General features: G+C 64.7%; 14 protein-coding genes. 6 read left to right on the top strand and 8 right to left on the bottom strand.

Annotated elements, in window-relative coordinates; translation table 11 throughout:
• Positions 1 to 15 precede the first annotated feature (15 nt).
• Together ABL844_RS24395 and ABL844_RS24390 are read left to right on the top strand one after the other, a co-directional pair.
• Positions 16 to 1398 (top strand): cache domain-containing protein, encoded by a 1383-nt coding sequence (locus ABL844_RS24395; RefSeq protein ID WP_418129295.1) that lies wholly within the window; start codon positions 16 to 18, stop codon positions 1396 to 1398.
• Complete coding sequence (locus tag ABL844_RS24390) at positions 1395 to 2069, top strand: response regulator (RefSeq protein WP_418129294.1); 675 nt, start codon at positions 1395 to 1397, stop codon at positions 2067 to 2069. The genes ABL844_RS24395 and ABL844_RS24390 overlap by 4 nt, the downstream gene beginning before the upstream one ends.
• Before the next feature lie 620 nt (positions 2070 to 2689).
• On the opposite strand, the gene ABL844_RS24385 is transcribed toward ABL844_RS24390, so the two are convergent.
• Positions 2690 to 3820, bottom strand: a complete 1131-nt coding sequence (locus ABL844_RS24385; protein WP_418129293.1) for an IS110 family transposase — start codon at positions 3818 to 3820, stop codon at positions 2690 to 2692.
• Between the two features lie 111 nt (positions 3821 to 3931).
• Here ABL844_RS24385 and ABL844_RS24380 point away from each other — a divergent pair, with 111 nt between their 5' ends.
• The 3 genes from ABL844_RS24380 (at position 3932) to ABL844_RS24370 (ending at position 6612) form a co-directional block, all read left to right on the top strand.
• Positions 3932 to 4186 carry a hypothetical protein gene (locus ABL844_RS24380; protein ID WP_418129292.1) on the top strand — a complete coding sequence of 85 codons (255 nt, stop codon included), beginning with the start codon at positions 3932 to 3934 and terminating at the stop codon, positions 4184 to 4186.
• 45 nt (positions 4187 to 4231) lie between these two features.
• Positions 4232 to 4855, top strand: coding sequence for a hypothetical protein (locus ABL844_RS24375; RefSeq protein WP_418129290.1), 624 nt, complete (start codon positions 4232 to 4234; stop codon positions 4853 to 4855).
• 431 nt (positions 4856 to 5286) lie between these two features.
• Positions 5287 to 6612, top strand: a complete 1326-nt coding sequence (locus ABL844_RS24370; RefSeq protein WP_418129289.1) for a hypothetical protein — start codon at positions 5287 to 5289, stop codon at positions 6610 to 6612.
• Between the two features lie 111 nt (positions 6613 to 6723).
• Here the strand turns inward: ABL844_RS24370 and ABL844_RS24365 are convergent, their stop codons facing one another.
• The 5 genes from ABL844_RS24365 to ABL844_RS24345 are packed head-to-tail and all read right to left on the bottom strand — an operon-like array spanning position 6724 to position 10934.
• On the bottom strand, positions 6724 to 7680 hold the full coding sequence (locus tag ABL844_RS24365) for a 2-hydroxyacid dehydrogenase (protein ID WP_418131945.1): 957 nt from the start codon (positions 7678 to 7680) through the stop codon (positions 6724 to 6726).
• Positions 7677 to 8168 carry a type II 3-dehydroquinate dehydratase gene (locus ABL844_RS24360; protein ID WP_418131944.1) on the bottom strand — a complete coding sequence of 164 codons (492 nt, stop codon included), beginning with the start codon at positions 8166 to 8168 and terminating at the stop codon, positions 7677 to 7679. The genes ABL844_RS24365 and ABL844_RS24360 overlap by 4 nt, the downstream gene beginning before the upstream one ends.
• An 11-nt stretch (positions 8169 to 8179) precedes the next feature.
• Positions 8180 to 8794: a glutathione S-transferase gene (locus ABL844_RS24355; RefSeq protein WP_418131943.1), complete on the bottom strand. Its 615-nt coding sequence runs from the start codon at positions 8792 to 8794 to the stop codon at positions 8180 to 8182.
• A gap of 5 nt (positions 8795 to 8799) precedes the next feature.
• Entirely contained in the window at positions 8800 to 9831 is a 1032-nt protein-coding gene (locus tag ABL844_RS24350) for an NAD(P)H-quinone oxidoreductase (protein ID WP_418129288.1), read from the bottom strand.
• Complete coding sequence (locus tag ABL844_RS24345; protein WP_418131942.1) at positions 9828 to 10934, bottom strand: ABC transporter ATP-binding protein; 1107 nt, start codon at positions 10932 to 10934, stop codon at positions 9828 to 9830. The genes ABL844_RS24350 and ABL844_RS24345 overlap by 4 nt, the downstream gene beginning before the upstream one ends.
• A gap of 321 nt (positions 10935 to 11255) precedes the next feature.
• On the opposite strand from ABL844_RS24345, the gene ABL844_RS24340 reads away from it, so the two are divergent.
• Positions 11256 to 12515 (top strand): flavin-containing monooxygenase, encoded by a 1260-nt coding sequence (locus tag ABL844_RS24340; RefSeq protein WP_418129287.1) that lies wholly within the window; start codon positions 11256 to 11258, stop codon positions 12513 to 12515.
• 126 nt (positions 12516 to 12641) lie between these two features.
• On the opposite strand, the gene argE is transcribed toward ABL844_RS24340, so the two are convergent.
• Positions 12642 to 13814, bottom strand: a complete 1173-nt coding sequence (argE, locus tag ABL844_RS24335) for an acetylornithine deacetylase (protein WP_418129286.1) — start codon at positions 13812 to 13814, stop codon at positions 12642 to 12644.
• Entirely contained in the window at positions 13811 to 14803 is a 993-nt protein-coding gene (locus ABL844_RS24330; RefSeq protein ID WP_176662888.1) for a LysR family transcriptional regulator, read from the bottom strand. Before ABL844_RS24330 ends, argE begins: the two co-directional genes overlap by 4 nt.
• Positions 14804 to 14848 lie beyond the last annotated feature (45 nt).

The raw sequence follows: 14848 nt of genomic DNA, 5'->3' as shown, positions 1-14848 counted from the left end.
TAGCCTTGCCACCCGATGAACCTCCGCACCAAGATCGTTGCCCTGGCCGTCGCACCATTGCTCATCGCACTGGTGCTGGTGGCGCTGGCAGTGCGTCACCAGGAGCACGACTTGGCCGAGCGCGAGCGTGCCCTTATCGAGCGCAGCTACATGGCCCAGCGCCGCAGCGAGTTGCGCAGCTATGTAGACCTGGCCGTGAGCAACCTGCTGCCGCTGTACGAATCGGGCCAGGACGACGAAGCCACCCGCAACGAGGCGCTGCGCCGGCTCGCCGCGCTCAACTATGGCGACGACGGCTACTTCTTCGTGTACGACCTGGAGGGCAACTCCCTCATGCATTCGCGCCAGCCCGAGCTGGTGGGCCAGAACCTGTGGGAGCTGCGTGACTCGCACGGCCGCTACACCATCCAGGAGCTGATCAAGGGCGCGAAGGAGAACGGCGGCGGCTACGTGGAATATGAGTGGCGCAAGCCTTCGAGTGCGCAGATGGCGCCCAAGCTCGGCTACGTGACCGCGCTGCCGCGATGGAACTGGATGGTCGGCACCGGCCTGTACCTCGACGACATCCAGTCGACCATGGACACCCTCGACCGGCAGATGAACGCCAACGTCACGGCCACGCTGCTGTGGATTGCCGGCATCGCCGCGCTGTGCCTCGGCGTGGTCAGCGCCGCCGGCCTGCTGCTGAACCTGAGCGAGCACCGCACGGCAGAGGCCAAGCTGCGGCTGCTCGCGCGGCGCGTGGTGCAGTCGCAGGAAGAAGAGCGCGGCCACCTCGCGCGCGAGCTGCACGATGGCACCAGCCAGACGCTGGTGTCGGCCAAGCTGCTGATCGAATCGGCCGTCGAATCGCTCGACCGCCAGCAGCAGCCCCCGCCGCCCGCACTCGCGAAGGCGCTGCAGCGGCTCAACGATTCGCTCATCGAGGTGCGCCGCATATCGCATCGGCTGCGCCCCGCGCTGCTCGACACCCTGGGCCTGCCCGCCGCGCTGGAACGGCTGGTCGACGAGTTCAGGGAAGAGGGCGGCGGCGTCGATGCGTCGATGATGATCGGCGGCGAATCCTTCGAGCTGCAGCCCGAGGTGAAGACCGCGCTCTTCCGCCTCACGCAAGAGGCACTGACCAACGTGCGCAAGCACGCCAGGGCGCAGCACGTGCACATTGCGCTGAGCTTCGACGAAGAGGAAGGCGTGCGCCTCGAAGTGAGCGACGACGGCACCGGCTTCGACATTCAGGCCGTGCAGCTCGACCCCCGGCGCGGCATCGGCCTGCGCAACATGCGCGAGCGCATGGAGGCCATCGGCGGGCGGCTCACCATGTGCAGCAACGCCGGGCGCACATCCATCGAAGCCGAAGTGCCGGCCCGCAGCGCGAAGGCGCAGACAGCAGCAGCATGACGACCGCACCCAAGCCCACGACGCCCCCTTCGACACCCGCGACGATGGTCCGCCTCTTTCTGGTGGACGACCACCCGCTGGTGCGCGACGGCCTGCGCGCAAGGCTCGGCTCCATGCCCAACCTCGAGATCGTCGGCGAGGCCGGCAGCGCTGCCGAAGCGCTTGCGCAGGTGGAGAGCGTGCGGCCCGACCTCATGCTGGTGGACGTCGGCATGAAGGACATGAACGGCATCGACCTTGCGGCACTGCTGCTGCAACGCCAGGGCGCGCCGCACGTCGTGATGCTCAGCATGTACGACAACCCCGAGTACGTGCAGAAGGCCCTGCAGGTGGGCGCGCGCGGCTACGTGCTGAAAGACGCGCCCGCGGCAGAGATCGTCGCGGCCATCGAGGCCGTGTCGGCCGGCGGCACATTCCTGAGCCCGGCCGTGTCGAAAAAACTCTTCCGCACGCAGGAGCCCAGGCCCTTGCTCACCCCGCGCGAGAGCGAGATTCTTTCAGCGCTGGGCCGAGGCGAATCGAGCAAGCAGATCGCGCGCGACCTGGGCCTGAGCGTGCGCACGGTGGAGGCGCACCGGCAGAGCATCAAGCGCCGCCTGGGCATCGAGGGGCAGGCCGAGCTCATCAAGTACGCGGTGGAGCATGCGCGCGAATTCGGGCGCGATTCCTGAGTTGATGCAGCCGCTTCTGCAGCCTCTTTTTCGCTGATCGACCCCGCGACTGTCATCGCTTTGTGGACTGGCGCCGCCGCCTCGCGATCAAGCGAAGGAATCGGCAGGTTCTGGGCAGAAAGTCACTTCTGCGCAGCCTGGTCTTCTATACAGTGAATGCCCCTGTGGTTGAACGACCCACCAAGTGGGCATGGAGGGCAGAGCACACGAAGACCTCTCTTGAGTGAAACCGCATTGCCTTGCGGCGGGCTATCGGTGCGACTTGCATCGACGCGAACGTGAGGCGCAAAAGGCGACGGCCAAGGTGCGCGAACACCTTGACCGTCTAACCACATGACGTGCACAACCTTTGGAAAGCGAGCACACCAAATGGCTCATATGGTCGCTGCCGTCAACGAGGATTTAATTTTTTCTCATATGAGATCGATCGGGTGATGCGACCCGAGCGCGCAAGCGACGATGAATCATGCTCATATCCGCGGATTGGCTACCGGCACTTCATCGATCCGTCGCGGGCCTGCCTCGCTCTAAAAGTCGTGGATCATCCTTTCGGAGCCTATGCAGCCATTACGAGGGTTGCCCTGCCGGGTGCGTGGGTCGCATCACCGAATCGATCTCGCTCATGTCGTGCCTCCTTGTGTTGCCTGCGATGGTGTGTCCGCCGCCTGAGCAACTGCCCAGACGAAGCCGGTGAGTTCACGCGCCACGGCCACACACACCTTGTTCCTGTGCACTCCACGGGCGTCGAGCTTTGCGAAGCGCTGCGTCAGGCGTACCTGCGCCGTCCAGCCAATAGCGCACAGCTGCTGGCTCAAGCCTTCCTGGCGCCGACGTGCACGCTCACCCAATCGTGGCTTGAAGCGGTAGCTCCACGCCGCCTCGCTCAGCATCCTTCTCGCATGCGCGTTGCCAGTCTTGGTGATACTGCCTCGTGCAGTGCGCTCACCGCTGGAGCGCTCCGAGGGCACCAGACCCAAGTAACCCATGAGCTTGCGCGGATGATCGAAGCGGCTGAAGTCCCCGATCTCGGCCACCAGTGCGATGGCGCAGGTCACGTCGATGCCTCGCAGCGCCTGCAGCGCCGATACCTGTGGCGCAAAGCGCCAATTCTTGACGTACTCGAGCAGTGCTGAGCTCAGGCGCTTGAGGCGTTCATCGCTGGCCTGCACAGCCATCCAGTAGTCCATAAATGCTGCCTGCGTTGCCACCTCGGAGAAGTTCAGCTTCCCGAGCCATGCATGGTGCGCCTGCGTCCAGGAGGTCTTGCCCGGGAAGCGCACGTCGTGGCGCAACAGCAGGGCCTTGAGCTGTTGGCGCAATTGGCGCCGGTCGTTCAGCGCATCTTCGCGGGCGCGTGCCAGGTCTCGAATGGCTTCGTCCTCAGGTCGAGGCACCCACACCGCGCGCAGTTGTCCCGCACGCGAGCACTCGGCCAATTGCGCGCAGTCGCGCCGGTCGGTCTTGATGCGGTCTCCGGGACGTCGAGGCATCTTCGACGGCGCAATGACCTCGCAGCTGTAACCCTTGGCCGTCAAGGCACGCTGCAAGCCCCAGCCAGTGGGACCTGCCTCATAGACCACATGCACGGCTTCGGTGTCGCCTAGTTTGACGAGCAACTTCAGCAGCTTGGGAACGTCGTGCCTGATCGTGCCGATCACCTTGGCTGCCGCTCGCCCAGGCTCAGCCACTGCAACGGCAATGCTGTCCTTGTGAACGTCCAAACCCACGTGGATCTTGCTAATCTCTTGCATGGCCGGTCTCCTTTCCTTGCTGGTAGTGACCACGGTCTCCAGCATGTAGCTCGGCAAGCTCGCTTGCAACCTACGTCAGCGGAGACCGGCCGCTTCGCAAGCAGCGCGACCATGATGTCTAAACGAATTATGGCCGGCGCAGGAAAGCCGGCATCCGCGGACGCGACCACCACGACACGGGACCCGGCCGGTCTACTGGAGAACAAGCTGGAGCAGCTGAACTCGCTGCTCTGGTGCTTCTACGGAGCGGGGGACGGATGGTTTCAGGATGCGGGGGAGGCGCATCGGGAGAATCTGCTTTGGATTGCTTCGGATTTGGCGCGGGAGGCTGTGGCGTTGTTTCAGGAGAACGGAGGAGCGAGATGAAATTGGACTTGGGGAAGATAGGAAGACAACTGCGCGAGGGCATCTATGTCGACCACGTTTGATGTCTATTCCGGAACTGCGGAAATTCCGAAATTTGGCGAGCTGATCGAACTGGCTTCGACGCGACTTGCGGAGCGACTCCGCCGTCATGGCATTGATGTACGTCCTGAACTGAGAGTCGAGGTGAGACATCACAGAAGCCACGAGGAGGTACCAATCACGCCCGACGACGAGATGATCTGGAAAAAAGGCGAGTACGGCTGGTTTTATGTCCCAGAGGTACTGGGTGGAACTGACGTTGACTACAGGAAAGTCGAAGAGATGGATTGGGCGATGTGGCGCGAATTGCTCGAAACGAATGAGCGAGCAAGGAGCGAACGAGCTCGCATCGAATCTTGTCTGGCCACAGGACACTACTGGTCCTTTCGACGCAGCGTTGGCCAGCCTGCAATCATCAATCTCGCCTACGGAATCATCGCCGCCTCGCTGGCTGAATTGACTGATGGAATCATCTATTCGGACGACTCGGCATGGGACTACGACCGATTTCCGGCCATAGCCGCTGACTTCTATGAGTGGTACTTCAATCCCGAGATGACACCAGACCCCGATCACGCAGACTGGGCGAGGACTTGTCTTCTGAGTATTGCGAGCGATCAACGGCTCTGACGGGCCTCGAAGCAGTTGCGGACGGGACCATGACTTGGTCCCGTTCGGCCCTCTAGAAAACAAGACGAGGCAATTGAAGCTGCAGCTTTGGGGCTTGTACGGCGCCGGGGGCGGACGGTTCCAAGATGCGAAGGAGGCGCATCGAGAGAGTCTGCTTTGGATTGCTTCTGATTTGGCGCGGGAAGTGGTGGCGCTTTATCAGGGGAGAGGGGCAAGCTGACGGGCGTCTGCGACCGATGCAGCTCTGAGTGCTTGTAGTTGAGGCGGATTGAATCAGTTCAGCCTAGCGCGGCCGTTCGTCGCATGCAGCTTGTCTGCTCCTAAGGCAAAATTTGACTAGGTCATGATTAAGCCTATGGTCAGTACGGGACGCCTTCAAATAGAAAGACCGCCGTCTACCGTCAGAAGAATCAATGTGAGGCACCAAGAAGATGATTGCTGCTTTCTTGTCGGCTGCGGACGCATGGGTGTGCGACGGTTACTGGGTGGATATCCGGTATGTCGCTGAGAGAGCCTCGGCTGGAGTTGTCGTGTGGCAAGCATCAATTTCCTTCAGCCCAGTTCCGCCAAAGGTCGATTCGAACTTTCGAATCAGCACCGCTCGCTTGATTGCGGGGCAGCTACAAAGGGCCATCTCGAAGAAAAAACAAGCGTTAGATTTGCTTCGGGCAGCCGTTGATGGTCGCATTGAGGTTCATGACCAGAAGCTAGCGCTTCACGTCATTGATTCCTCTTCGGATATGAGTCTTCGGGACCGGTGGTACTCCATACTTCAACTGTCATTGATTTCGGATCGGTCTAATACGCCGCTAACCACTGACCTCGCGGAAATTGACAATGCATTGAGGACGCAAGTTCTCCCCTTCGATGGTTTGGCAGATCTTTGTGGGTGGCTTGGTTTACTCGCCCCTGGGTCTGGATCGGCCCCACAGATCCATTTGCAGGTCGGGCCACCCTGTGATCTTGTTTTAGGGCAGACCACACTGGCGCAGAACAAATTTCAGCTGACGTTCCATGCCCATCCGAAGTTTGATATCTCTCGAATGGATGCGGCGATCCGTGCGGCACCGGGCCGAGGACTGGACGCAAGAAAACAAATCACTGAAAAAATTCGCTGGCGCAGACCAAGGGATGGGCTGCGTATCGGCGTGGCCGAGGTCGACGTGTCCGAGGCTGATAACGCTCTTGCTATGTTGATGATCGGCGGGGCAATTGTGCGCCGTCATTGGTTTATTGATCCGGCCAAAGCTCGTAATGGCCGGCTGTTGACCATGCAGCATTTCGACAAGGATCTTCGAATGATCCGGGCTGCTGTGTTTGAAGCAACTGAATCCGCGAGATTTGAGAGGGGTGTTGCGGCACTCTTGTTCCTGTTGGGATTCACCGCAGCAATTCCATTGGAAACCGACTCTCCAGACATTGTGGTGACTACGCCTGGAGGAAGGGTCGTGCTTGTCGAGTGCACCATTCGAATCGCCGACTTCGCGTCGAAGGTCGGTAAGCTGGTCGATCGACGAGGTTCAGTGGTACGCGCGTTGACCGAGAGTGGGCATCCGAACCCAGTCTTGGCGGCACTTGTGTGCAGGGTTCCTCGTGGACAGATTGCGATCCAAGACCAGGTCCTTGGGCACGGTCTGCTGCTGATAACGAACGAAGATCTTGTCACCGCATTTGAGCGAGTTCGCACTCCGAGCGATCCCGACACCTTGCTCCAGGACGCGATGGCACGCGTGCCTGAAGGAGTGAATGCGCGCTAGCGAAAGCAGACCGAGGCCTTTAACGATGGCATCCCGTGGCCGAAACTGACAAGGTATTCGTTCGATCCCGAGGTTCTACGACACGCTCTGCCGGCCCCTCAATCCAAACCCTCAATACCCCCGCCCCGGATCAACCACATCCGTCGGCTCCTCCCCCTCCGCCACACGCAAGATATTCGCCGCAATCTGCCGCGCAGAAGAGGAGGGAATCGCAACCGAAGCCAGATGCGGCGTGATCAGCACCTGCGGCATGCCCCACAGCGGATCATCGGAAGGCAGCGGCTCACGCTCGAACACATCGAGCGTCGCGCTGCCGATGCGCCCGCTCTGCAGCAGTGCAGTCAGCGCCGCCTGATCGACCAACGCCCCGCGAGCCACGTTCACGAAGGCGGCGCCGGGCCGCAGGCGCTCCAGCCGTGCGCGGTCGAAAAGGCCTTTGGTCTGCGGCGTGAGCGGCAGCATCAGCACGACGATGTCGGCCTGGCCGAGCACGGTGTCCAGCGTCTCCATGCCCGAGACGCATTCCACGCCTTCGATAAGCCGCTGGCTGCGCGACCAGCCCAGCGTTCTGAAGCCCTGGCGCTGCACTTCGGTCGCGGCCATGGCGCCGAGATGGCCCAGGCCGAGCACAGCCACCGTGATTTCCTCGGGCGAGCGCGGGTGGCGGTAGGCCCATTCGCCGCGCCGTTGGGCCTGCTCGAAGTGGGGAATGTCGCGCGCATGGCGCAGCACGGCGAACAGCACGTAGCCGGCCATCATGCGAGACATGTTCGGATCGGTGATGCGCGTGATGGGAATGCCGGCCGGCAGGTCGCTGCGCGAGACCAGCGCGTCGACGCCGGCGCCCAGGTTGACGATGAGGCGCAGGTTCGGCATCTGCTGGAAGAAGCCCTCGGGCGGCTTCCAGACCATGGCGTAGTGCACGTCCTCGGGCCGCTCGAGCGCGCTGGAGTGGACCACCTGCAGGTCGGGCAGCTGCGCCTGCAGTGCCTTTTGCCAGGCGCTGAAATCGTCGAAGTCGCTGTAGAAGACCAGGGTGCCGAGGCGCTGCTGTTGTGCCATCTTCAGGCGCTCTTCTGCTGCTGTTCGCTGGCACTGCGAACCAGGCGTGCCACTGCTTCGATCGCGAACTCGTAGCCGTCGCCGCCCAGGCCTGCGATCACGCCATGGGCTGCCTTGGAGATGAAGGAGTGGTGGCGGAAGGGCTCGCGCTTCCAGATGTTGCTCATGTGGGCCTCGATGATCTTGCCGGGGAAGGCCAGCAGTGCGTCGAGGATGGCGATGGAGGTGTAGGTGAGGCCGGCCGCGTTGATGACGATGCCGTCGGCCACGCCGCGTGCCTCCTGGATCCAGTCGATCAGCTGGCCTTCGTGGTTGGACTGCAGAAAGCGCAAGCTCACGCCCAGCGACGCGGCCTTCTGCTCGCAGCGCGACTGCAGCACCGGAAAGCTGTCGCTGCCGTAGGTCTTGTTGGCATCCAGGCCATAGAGGTTGGCGTTGGGCCCGTTGAGGAACCAGACCGTGAGGCTAGGAGGAAGCGTGGTGGTGTTGCTCATCATGGGTGCTCTCAGGCTTCGTGGGGAATGGTGGCCTGCATTGCGGGCAGTTGCGCGAACTCGGCATGCCAGCGCGTTGCGGCGGGATGGCTGGCGCGCCAATCCAGTTCGGGAAAGCGGAAGTCGAGGTAGCCCAGGCCGCAGCCGATGGCGACTTCGCCGATCGTGGGGCCGGCCGTTGCCAGCTCCGGCGCAATGGCCTCGATGGTGCCCAGGCAGGCCGTGACCTTGGTCAGCAGGGCCTGGCGCCAGACGGGCCATTGCATTTCAGTGGGCCGCGCAGTGAGTTCGTAGCGCGCGAGCAGCGCAGCGTCGAGCAGGCCGTCGCCCATCGACTGTCGCGTGAGCGCCTTCCAGCGCGCAGGGCCGGACGGCGGAAAGATGCCGGCGCTGCCCAGGCTGTCGATGTACTCGCAGATCACGCGGCTGTCGTAGAGCGACTCGCCGTCGTCCAGGATCAGCGTGGGCACCTTGGCCAGCGGGTTGTGCGCCGCGATGCGGCTGTCGCGGCGCACCGGATGGGCGGCGCTGTCGAGCCACTCGATGCGTTCGGCCTGGCCGCTCAGGTGGGCACAGACCATGACCTTGCGCACGAAGGGCGAGGTGGGGGCATACAGCAGTTGCATGATGCTCAAGGCTCCAGGACGAGTTTGCCGAACACTTGGCCGCTCTCCAGCAGCGTGTGGGCCTGTGCGGCCTGGGCCAGCGGCAGCCGCGCATGCAGGCGCGGCGCGATGCGTCCACTGGCGAGCAGCGGCAGCACGTGGCGCGCGATGGCCTGGGCCATGCGCGTTTTCTCGGCATGGGTCTGCGGGCGCATGGTGGATGAATGCAGGCTCAGCTGGCGCTGCATCAACGTGAGCAGCTCCACCGTGACGGCGGAGCCCTGCATGAATGAAAGGCTCACGTGCCGGCCACCGAAGGCCATGGCCTGCAGGTTGCGGCGCACGTAGTCGCCGCCGACGATGTCCAGCACCACGTCCACGCCGCGCCCGCCGGTGAAGTCGAGGCAGGCCTGCACGAAGTCGGTGGTGGGCCAGCAGATTGCGAGGTCGGCGCCCATGGCTTTCAGCTCTGCGAAGCAGGCCTCGTCGCTCGCGGTCGCGATGACGGTGCAGCCGGCCGCATGCGCCATCTGCACCGCCAGCGAGCCGATGCCGCCCGTGACGCCGTGGATCAGCACGGTCTCGCCCATGGTCAGCCGGCCCAGCTCGAAGAGGTTGTGCCAGACGGTGAACAGTCCTTCAGGCAGGGCCGCGGCCTCGGCGTCAGTCAGCCGCGCTGGCACTGCGAACGAATGGTCCACCGCGGCCACGCACCAGGGCGCATAGCCGCCGCCGGGCACGAGCGCCATGCGCCGCGTGCCGCGCAGCGCGGTGTCGACGCCCGGGCCGCAGGCGACGACCTCGCCGCAGACTTCGAGCCCCAGCACGTCGGTGACGCCGGGCGCAGGCTTGGCGATGCCCTGGCGCTGCATGATGTCGGGCCGGTTGATGCCGGCGGCCAGCACGCGCAGCAGCACCTCGCCGGGGCGGGGTTGCGGCACGGGCCGCTCGGCCAGCACCAGCACGCTGGCATCGCCCGGTTCGCGGGCCACGATGGCCTGCATGGTGGAGGGCAGGGCTTCGGTCGTCGCTTCGGTCATGGGGCTCACGGCGCTCATGGCTGCGGGCTGAAGACGCTCACGCCCTCAGGAGCCAGCGCCAATCCTGCGACCGAACCCACAGGCCATTGCCGCATGGCCGTGAGGCCCGGGCTGCGCACGGTGACGATCTGGCGTGCCGTCATCGGCAGGTCCACGTCGACGAAGGTGTTGATGTGGTCGCCCTGGAACACATGGTTGACCACGGTGCCGCTGAGCACCGAGGCCGGGTGCAGGTTCTCCAGCCGCAGGTGCTCGGGCCGCACGTAGACGTCGAGCCGCTCGCCTTCATGCGAGGCGTGCACGAGCCGGTCCTGCGACAGGCTGATGAGCCCCGAGCCCAGGCGCAGCTGCACGTCGCCCGCGCCCTTGCCGTGGTAGTGGGCCGGCAGGATGTTCACGTCGCCCAGGAAGGACGCGACGAAAGGGTCCTGCGGGCTCTGATAGAGCTCGGCCGGCGGCGCGATCTGGCGGATCACGCCTGCCGACATCACCGCGATGCGGTCGGACATGGCCAGCGCCTCGCCCTGGTCGTGCGTGACGAACACGGTGGTCAGACCCAGGCGGCGCTGGATCTCGCGGATCTCCACCTGCATGGAGCCGCGCAGGCTCTTGTCCAGGGCCGAGAAGGGTTCGTCGAGCAGCAGCACCTTGGGCTGGATGACGAGCGCGCGCGCCAGTGCCACGCGCTGCTGCTGGCCGCCCGAGAGTTCGCGCGGCTTGCGGTGGCCCAGGCCGTCGAGCTTGACCATGGCCATGGCCTCGCGGATGCGCCTGGCCGCCTCGTCGGTGGGCACGCCCTGCATGCGCAGGCCGTAGCCGATATTGCGCTCCACCGTCATGTGCGGGAACAGCGCGTAGTTCTGGAACACCAGGCCGATCTTGCGCAGGTGCGGCGGGTCGCTGGTGACGGGTCGGCCTTCGATGAAGACCTCACCGCTGTCTGCCTCGGCAAAGCCTGCGATCAGGTTCAGCAGCGTGGTCTTGCCGCAGCCCGAAGGCCCCAGCAGAGTGAGGAACTCGCCGCGCCGGATCTTCAGCGAGACATCGCGCAGCACGGTCTGGTCGTGGTACTTCTTGACCACGCCTTCGATGCTGACGGCCACGTCGGACACATTGGCCATGTTGGCCGCATTGGCCGCAGCAGGGCCGTGCTCGGAAGGGACAGGATTCATGGCCGAAACGATAAGCCCATCGGCTGCCATCGGGCCTTTGCAGATATTGAGGCTGCCCCTCGGAAAAAACGAAACAGGCGATTCGTACAGCGCGATTGCGCCGCCTTCGCAGCGTTGCGGCCGCGCTTCGCTTTTTCCTAAGCCTTGCGTCTGAAAAACATGATTTTCAAACGCGGTGCCCTTCATCAGACTCGCCCCCCAATCGGTGCACTGGCAGTGCCGGCCCGCTCGGCCGAAAGCGCCGGCGCCGATCATCCTGAGGAACATCAAATGTCAGTGGAGTCAGTGGAGAAAATCAACACCCTCGTGGTCGGCGCAGGCCAGGCCGGCATCGCGATGAGCGAGCATCTGGCGGCCATGGGTGTTCCGCACCTCGTGCTCGAACGCAATCGCATCGCGGAGCGCTGGCGCTCGGAGCGCTGGGATTCGCTGGTCGCCAACGGCCCGGCCTGGCACGACCGCTTTCCGGGGCTGAAGTTCGAAGGCATCTCGCCCGAAGCCTTTCCGCCCAAGGAGCGCATGGCCCAGTACTTCGAGAACTATGCGGCCATGCTGAAGGCACCCGTGCGCACCGGCGTGGAAGTGAAGCGCGTGGAGCGCCATGTCGGCCGCCCGGGTTTCAAGGTGACGACTTCGCAAGGCGTGATCGAGGCGATGAACGTGGTCGCGGCCACCGGGCCGTTCCAGATACCGGCCTATCCCGCCATCGTGCCGACCGATGCGCCGGTCGCGCAGCTGCATTCGTCGGCCTACAAGAACCCGGGCCAGCTGGCCGATGGTGCCGTGCTGGTCGTGGGTGCCGGTGCCTCGGGCTCGCAGATCGCGGAAGAGCTGCGCCAGGCCGGCCGCAAGGTGTATCTCTCGGTGGGCGAGCATTACCGTCCGCCGCGCTCCTACCGCGGGCGCGACTACTGCTGGTGGCTGGGCGCGCTCGGCCTGTGGGACGAAGTGCGCATCAAGCCCAAGAAGAAGCACGTGGCCTTTGCCGTGAGCGGCTATGAAGGTGGCCGCACGGTGGACTTCCGGCGCCTTGCGCACGCAGGCATCGAACTGGTGGGCCTGACCGAGTCCTACGAGAACGGCGTGATGCGCTTCGCCGAAGGCCTGGCCCGCAACGTGGCCGAGGGCGACCAGGCGTACTTCGACGTGCTGCGCGAAGCCGATGCGTACATCGAGCAGAACGGCCTGCCGTTCCCGCCCGAGCCCGAGGCCTGGGAGCTGCTGCCCGACCCCGCATGCCTGACCGAGCCCACGCTGAGCCTGGACCTGCGCGAGGCCGGCGTCACCACCGTGCTGTGGGCCACGGGCTTCAAGTTCGACTACAGCTGGCTGCAGGTCAATGCCTTCCACGAGAACGGGGAGCCATATCACAAGCGGGGCATCTCGGCTGAAAGCGGCATCTACTTCCTCGGCCTGCCTAACCTGGTGAACCGCGCTTCGTCGTTCATCTACGGCGTGTGGCACGACGCCAAGTACATCGCCGACCACATCCTTTTGCAGCAGGGCTACATGTCCTACGAGAAGAGCTGATCGCGCGGGCTGCATGAATGCAGCATCAATGAGAAGGCCGCCGGATGCTGCGATCCGGCGGCCTTCGTCATTCGATGCGCGCCTGGGGCCGCAGCATCGTGCGGCGTGGCTGATCTATCTATCCATTCAGCGGCAGAGAAAGTCGACGAGCCCGGCCAGCATGCGGTCGCAAGCTTGCAGCTGCGACAGCTCCACGTATTCGTCGGCCTTGTGCGCCACGGTGATGCTGCCGGGGCCGCACACCAGCACGGGTGTCTGCTGCCAGCTCTGCTGGAACAGGCCGCCCTCGCTGCCGTAGTCGACCTTGGTGGTGGGCGTGCCCTCGGGCAGCAGCCCGCGCAGCAGGCCGATCGCCGGCGCATCTTCCGGTGTCGACAGGCTGGGGTAGCTGTTCTGCAGCGTGACCTCGGGCAGCGGTGCATCGGCATGCTGGGCCTCGCGCTTCACGCGTGCGGCCAGGTTCTGCAGGATGCGTTCGAGGATCTGCGCCGGCTCGTCCTGCGCGACGTTGCGGATCTCGAAGCTCAGCGTGCATTCGCTGGGCACGATGTTGAGTGCGCGGCCGCCCTGGATGGTGCCGACGTGCACGGTGGAGTAGGGCACACCGTAGCCTTCTTCGCGCGGGCCGCTCTCTGCCAGCTCGCGCTGCACTTCGCGCGCCGAGGCCACGAGGTCGCTGGCCATGTGGATGGCGTTGACGAACTGCGGCGCCAGGCCCGAGTGCCCGGCCTCGCCGCAGCAGACCGCGCGGTAGGCGGCCTTGCCCTTGTGGCCGGTGCCGATGCGCATCAGCGTGGGTTCGCCGACGATGCACAGGTAGGGCGCCGGAAGATGACCTTCGAGCCGGCGCAGCAGATGGCGCACGCCGACGCAGCCGATCTCCTCGTCGAAGGACAGCGCCAGCTGCAGCGGACGTTGCAGCGGCCGCCCGGCGGCAGCCACCATCGCGGTGACCGCGCAGGCGACGAAGCCCTTCATGTCGGCCGCGCCGCGTCCGTAGATGCGGCCGTCCCTGTGGGTGGCCTCGAAAGGCGACGAGGTCCAGGGCTGACCTTCCACGGGCACCACGTCTGTGTGGCCCGACAGCAGCACGCCGGGCACGCCCTCGGGGCCGACCGAGGCGAAGAGGTTGGTGCGGCGCGGGTCCTCGGGGTCCGGCGCGCGCGTGGAGGCGATGCCGGCGGCCGAGAGGATCTCCTGCACTGCGGCGATGAGTCCGTCGTTGGGCTGGAGCGAGACGGAGGGAAAGGCGATCAGCGTCTCCAGCAGGGAGACGCTGGCGGAAGGTGCAGGAGTCATGGTTGTTGCGCGGGTGGCGCGTCGGAGGCATCCGGCGCCACGGGATGGGGATCGAAGAAGCTGGCCGCGCTCATGCCCGGGATGTACTGGTCGGAGATGTAGGCGCGGCAGCGGTCCATGAAGGCCTGGGTCAGCCGCGACTGCTTCATGGGCTTGTAGGTGGCCAGCCCCAGGAGCATGGGGCGGTTCTTGCCGGCCAGCCGCACGCGCACCAGCCGCTTGCCGTCCAGCGAGAGGTTGGACTTGGGCCGCACGTTGAACAGCGCATAGCCGATGCCGTTGGCGGCCATGGAGCGCACCACCTCTTCGGAACGCGAACGCGCCACGATGTTGGGCGTGAGGCCGACGCTGGCGAACAGCGATGTGAAGTAGTCGCGGCTCATGGGCAAATCGAGCAGCACGAAGGGCTGCGGGGCGAGCTCCTCGAAGGTGACGGCCTTCTGCTGCGCGAGCGGATGCAGTTCGCTCACCAGCACGTAGGGCGGCAGCGTGGCCAGGCTCTCGAACTCGATGTCGTCGTCCAGGCGCAGGTCGTAGGTGAGGGCCACGTCGATCTCGAGCGACCGCAGCTTGTTCATGAGCACTTCCTGGTCGCCCTCCACCATCTGCATCTCGACCCGCTCGAAGGCACGTGCGAAGCCGAAGATGACCTCGGGCGCGATCATGGCCGTCAGCGACTGGAAGCTGCCCACGCGCAGCGGGCCCTGCATCACGTCGCCGGAGTCGGAGGCGATTTCGTAAAGGCGCGAGGAGCGTTCGAGCACGTCCTGGCACTGGTTCAGCACCAGCGTGCCGATGGCCGTGAGCCCCAGCCCCTTGGAGGGATGGCGCACGAACAGCTGGACGTTGAGTTCGCTCTCGATGTGGGCGATGGCCGCGGAGATCGAAGGGGAGGAGATATGGATCTGCGCGGAGGCCGCGGCGATGCTGCCGTGCTTGGCCGTCGCGACGAAGTACTCCATCTGGCGCAGGGAAACGCGGTTGAGCATGTCGGTACAGGAAGGCGCGCCACGCGCGGCGCGAAAGCGAGCGCG

The sequence above is a fragment of the Variovorax sp. 278MFTsu5.1 genome (assembly GCF_048305045.1).
GTDB classification, from domain to species: Bacteria; Pseudomonadota; Gammaproteobacteria; order Burkholderiales; family Burkholderiaceae_C; genus Variovorax; species Variovorax guangxiensis.
The sequence above is the reverse complement of the archived record's forward strand: the minus strand, read 5'-3'. Positions and strand labels throughout refer to the sequence as shown.

What these genes read in the sequence shown, in the direction of transcription:
- ABL844_RS24380 (WP_418129292.1), top strand. Translation starts at nt 3,932, where the DNA reads ATGATGTCTAAACGAATTATGGCCGGCGCAGGAAAGCCGGCATCCGCG.
- ABL844_RS24385 (WP_418129293.1), bottom strand. Translation starts at nt 3,820, where the DNA reads ATGCAAGAGATTAGCAAGATCCACGTGGGTTTGGACGTTCACAAGGAC.
- ABL844_RS24330 (WP_176662888.1), bottom strand. Translation starts at nt 14,803, where the DNA reads ATGCTCAACCGCGTTTCCCTGCGCCAGATGGAGTACTTCGTCGCGACG.
- ABL844_RS24355 (WP_418131943.1), bottom strand. Translation starts at nt 8,794, where the DNA reads ATGCAACTGCTGTATGCCCCCACCTCGCCCTTCGTGCGCAAGGTCATG.
- ABL844_RS24375 (WP_418129290.1), top strand. Translation starts at nt 4,232, where the DNA reads ATGTCGACCACGTTTGATGTCTATTCCGGAACTGCGGAAATTCCGAAA.
- ABL844_RS24350 (WP_418129288.1), bottom strand. Translation starts at nt 9,831, where the DNA reads ATGAGCGCCGTGAGCCCCATGACCGAAGCGACGACCGAAGCCCTGCCC.
- ABL844_RS24390 (WP_418129294.1), top strand. Translation starts at nt 1,395, where the DNA reads ATGACGACCGCACCCAAGCCCACGACGCCCCCTTCGACACCCGCGACG.
- ABL844_RS24395 (WP_418129295.1), top strand. Translation starts at nt 16, where the DNA reads ATGAACCTCCGCACCAAGATCGTTGCCCTGGCCGTCGCACCATTGCTC.
- ABL844_RS24370 (WP_418129289.1), top strand. Translation starts at nt 5,287, where the DNA reads ATGATTGCTGCTTTCTTGTCGGCTGCGGACGCATGGGTGTGCGACGGT.
- argE (WP_418129286.1), bottom strand. Translation starts at nt 13,814, where the DNA reads ATGACTCCTGCACCTTCCGCCAGCGTCTCCCTGCTGGAGACGCTGATC.
- ABL844_RS24345 (WP_418131942.1), bottom strand. Translation starts at nt 10,934, where the DNA reads ATGGCCAATGTGTCCGACGTGGCCGTCAGCATCGAAGGCGTGGTCAAG.
- ABL844_RS24340 (WP_418129287.1), top strand. Translation starts at nt 11,256, where the DNA reads ATGTCAGTGGAGTCAGTGGAGAAAATCAACACCCTCGTGGTCGGCGCA.
- ABL844_RS24360 (WP_418131944.1), bottom strand. Translation starts at nt 8,168, where the DNA reads ATGAGCAACACCACCACGCTTCCTCCTAGCCTCACGGTCTGGTTCCTC.